Annotated in this window: 3 protein-coding genes; all 3 read left to right on the plus strand. The window is 29.4% G+C overall.

Annotated features, from left to right (window positions below):
• Window positions 1–1,180: HipA family kinase (locus F3G86_RS09940; protein ID WP_149723762.1), on the plus strand; the 1,180-nt coding region annotated here is incomplete at its 5' end.
• A gap of 1,143 nt (window positions 1,181–2,323) precedes the next feature.
• Complete coding sequence (locus F3G86_RS09945) at window positions 2,324–3,178, plus strand: hypothetical protein (protein WP_149703604.1); 855 nt, start codon at window positions 2,324–2,326, stop codon at window positions 3,176–3,178.
• Complete coding sequence (locus F3G86_RS09950) at window positions 3,178–3,576, plus strand: type II toxin-antitoxin system VapC family toxin (protein ID WP_012000868.1); 399 nt, start codon at window positions 3,178–3,180, stop codon at window positions 3,574–3,576. The genes F3G86_RS09945 and F3G86_RS09950 overlap by 1 nt, the downstream gene beginning before the upstream one ends.
• The last annotated feature ends 612 nt before the right edge of the window (window positions 3,577–4,188 follow it).

Genomic DNA, 4,188 nt, shown 5'->3' on the forward strand with positions numbered 1-4,188 from the left:
AAACAAAGACGTCGATGTTTTGGAATTTAATGTCTGTTTTGAAAAAGAGATATTTAGGGGTTTTGAAAAGGAGATTGCTCATCTAATCAACGTTAAAATTTTACACCAGGATATGGTGCCATATGAAATAAAAAAGAGCTCACAAAACATTAAAGAATCGCTAGAGAACTGGATTAGAAATAGAAAAATCCCAAAGAATAGAGAATTTTTTAATGAAATTCTAGCTAGTAGCGGCATAACAAGAGAAGATAATTTTATGGCCTATATCAACATATCCTTTGGGCTTTCTCTTAATGATTGCTATTGGGTGGTATCAAACGAGCAAGACTACAAATGGTCTGATTATAATTTATATAGCAATTCTTTCAATGAAACACTTGCGTTAGTTGCCTTTACTGGTATATCAACAAGACTAAAAGAGCTATCTGTATCTCCAGAATTAACAACAAATGGCATGTTAAAGAAATGTTGGCATAAAAATGAAAGTAGTGGCAAGATTGAACTATATAAAGGCAGCAATACAAAAAGCACAGAAGGCGGATATGAAGCATATTGTGAATATTATATGGCTCAAATCGCAAAAACACTAAATTTAAATGCAATAGACTATGATCTAGTCGCTTTCAAAAAAGAAATTGTAAGTTCTTGTGAGCTTTTTACCAGTGAAAAGTATGGCTATTTACCAATTTACTACTGCTTAGACAAGAGCGATATAAAGTCAGACAAACTAAATTTGATGAAAAGAATAGAAGAAATTTATGGCAAAGAAGCATTTGAGGACATAATGCTCTTTGATGCTTTAATACTAAATACAGATAGACATTTAGGTAATTTTGGCATGTTAATAGATAATGAAAGCCAAAAGCTAATTAAGGCAGCACCAATCTTTGATAATGGTCTATCCTTTTTAAATTTTATAGTTCAGGAAGAATTGAAAAACATAGATAGCTTGATGGAGGATAAGATAAGCTGGTTTGAGTTAAATTTTGATGATCAGGCTAAGATGTTTGCTATGCCAAGACATATAGGACGACTTGAAAAGTTATCTAACTTTAAGTTTGAGCGACATGAATTTTATAACCTAGATGAAGAGATCTTGCGAGTAGCAGAAAATTTCATATCAAAGAGAAGCCAGGCGATATTAAATATGGCCATTGATGCACAAAACAAGTTTTGTTAATTTCAAAAGTCATAAAAATAAAAAATATTTATTATCATTTTAAAAAACACGAACAACTTCTAGCATTGATGTTAGAAAAAAATAAGTATCAATCTTTTAATAATCTAGGCAATGAAGCAGAGATTAATTTGTATTTTGATCTGACCTTTAAAGCCTATGCGCTACCAAAACTAAAAACAACCTATTCAAATATTTCTTCACTGAAGTTTTTCATTCAAAAGAACAAAGAATAATTACTCCCTCATAAAAGAATTTTTTTGGAGATCCAAGCGATCTCCATTTTTTTTTAAAAACCCATTTTAAGAAATCTATTTTTGAATTTTTTGATTTTAGGTCGTGGAATTTGCCAAAAAAATGTAAAAAAATAAGTAAATTCTTTATAAGTTCGATGAACTAAAAAAGAAAATCACACTTCAAAACGTATTTCTATCAAGAAATCTATTTTTGAATTTTTTAATTTTAGGTCGTGGAATTTTTAAAAAATAATCATAAAAAAGAGGTCATTTTTTTGGGGGTCCATTAGACCCCCAAATAATAAAGATTATTTATTAATAAATATTATTGATTATTAGATATATATTTTAATAAATTATTATAATATATTATTAATTTTTAAATTAAAGATTTTTTTTATAATACAGAAAAAATATCATCTTCTGTATCTTCATCAGAGCCTGCATATTCTTTTTCAAACTCATAACCAGTTCCATTTTGGATATCTTCTTCGCTTATCACATCATCATCTGAAACTATATCGCTGTTGATGTAGTCTGTGTTGTCAAATTGTGCATGTAGCTCAATGTCCTCATCGTCTTCAGCTCTGATAGAAATGTTTTCAGGAGGTAGTTCGTCATTTAAAGAGTCGAAAAAGTATCTTTAAAATACTTTTCGATTTTAAGTTACTAAAACATAAATAATAGGTTAAATTTATAAGGAGCCCAAAATATGCCTAATACAGAAAAAATTATATGGCAAAAATTATTTATAATTTTGATTTAAACCATACTTTTAAAATAAAAATATTTTTTTCTGGGAAAAAATTTTCTAATATAATAAATTTTGTATCATTTTTTGGGAAAAATTAAGTAGGCAATAAGGCGAAAAAATGTAAATTCGTGTCAAAAAATGAAAAAAAGGACAAATATGGCAAGAGAGATTATAGACCTTGAAAAATCTCGTTCTACGAGTGCCAGGCTTTACAATCGGACGCAAGAGATAGTAGATAGCCAAACAGGTGAAGTAAAAACGATAGTAACAAGCTTTTTACAAAAAGAACAGTCAAAAGACGCATTTATAAAAGTATTTGTTGAAAACTTAGACTTTTTAGTTGAAAATCTTTCAAACAATGCTAGAACGGTTTTTTTAGTGATGATAAAAAACGTCAATTATAAAAACATCTTTAAATATGATAGTGATTTTGTCAAATACTTTGAAGAGAGAAAGATCCTAGCAAAATCAAGTGTATATCGTGCTCTGAAAGAGTTAGAAGATAAGCAGGCAATTTTTAAAATTAGTGAAAATGACAAGGATAAATTCGATATTATAGGTAAAAACTCATTTATGCTCAATCCACAAATCGTAGGCAAAGGTTCAATAAAAGACCTCAAACAGCTAAGGCAAACGACTGTTAAAACATTTAATTTCGAAACACTTGAGATGACAAAAGAAATTTTAACTGATGCAGCCTATGATGGTTTTGACAAGGTTTTGGCGGCCCCTGATGATTTTCAGATTGATAGCGTAAAGCAGATCCAACATTCAGCAAATAAGAGTGAGACTGAGATCGTGATATCAAAAAAACATGACGAGGAACCAGCCGAGGACAAGCCAGAAGCCATCGAGGTAAAATCTGAAACAACAAATGAAACAGCAAGCGGCGTAGAGAGCGATATTGCTGATATTATGAAATTTGTTGGAGTGTTTAAGGGTGATTTTAAAGGCGATGCTAAGTCACTTAGGGCTGCTAAATCAGATGAACTAAACCAAAGGGATGAATAATGAAAGTTTTTTTTGACCTAAATATTATTATTGATATTATTGATACTGATAGAGCAAATAACCAAAAAGCTGTTGCACTCATGCAAAATTTAATGCGAAATGGCACTGACATTGTTATTAGTGAAGATAGTATTAGCACACTTTATTACAATTTACGTCATTCAAAGCAAAAACAGCTTATATTGCTTGACTTTCTAGAAGTGATAACTCAAAAATGGCAGCTAGCAAGCTTTGGTGTCGAAACAATAAAGAAGGCTATAAAGTACTCTAAAAATTCTAACGCCGACTTGGAGGATGCATTGCAATACTTTTGCGCAGATAAAGAAGGCTGTGAAGTTATATACACATGCGATAAAAACTTCCCAAAAATTGCTATTGCTGTAAAAAATTATGATTAATTATAATTTCTTGGGAAAAATTTTGCTAGTGTGGTTAAATTTTTCCCACACAGAAAACCATTTTTCCCAGGCATGGGAAAATATAAAATGGCTACGGTCCACGAAATTACCGCACTTTAAGACCATTTTTTATAGCGTTTTCCCTTCTTATTCTTTTCTTTTTACCAGGGCTAAAAATAAGGTAAATCAAAAGTAAATAACTTTTGAACTTTTATAATTGTGCAATTATTTTTTTGCAAGCAAAAAAATCGCACAAAAATAAAACACCAAAAAAGAAAAAATATTAACATTGATTTATTTTATGATCTTTACTTTTTCTTTACTATAAAGTACTTTTTTACAAATGGAGGGTACTGTTTGTTTCTTTTTTTGGGAAAAAATTTTATATAAGATCAAATTTTGTGTTTTTTTGGGAGATTTTTTATTTCATAAGGAGATAATATTTGTGTTGTTGATTATGTTTTTATATCCTGATAGATGCTACTTGTTTTTACAAGATCAATAAAAACTTTGAACTTATTTTTATTAATCTTGTAAAAGTGTCATTGTAAAGAGGGATATAGAAACTTAGTATAATAACAAAGGAAGTTTTGTTTATTTTGATTTTTATAA

This window comes from Campylobacter concisus (assembly GCF_902460595.1).
Taxonomy (GTDB): Bacteria; Campylobacterota; Campylobacteria; order Campylobacterales; family Campylobacteraceae; genus Campylobacter_A; species Campylobacter_A concisus_BL.

Excerpts from the sequence above, each read along its gene's own strand:
- F3G86_RS09950 (WP_012000868.1), top strand. The coding sequence starts at position 3,178 with ATGAAAGTTTTTTTTGACCTAAATATTATTATTGATATTATTGATACT.
- F3G86_RS09945 (WP_149703604.1), top strand. The coding sequence starts at position 2,324 with ATGGCAAGAGAGATTATAGACCTTGAAAAATCTCGTTCTACGAGTGCC.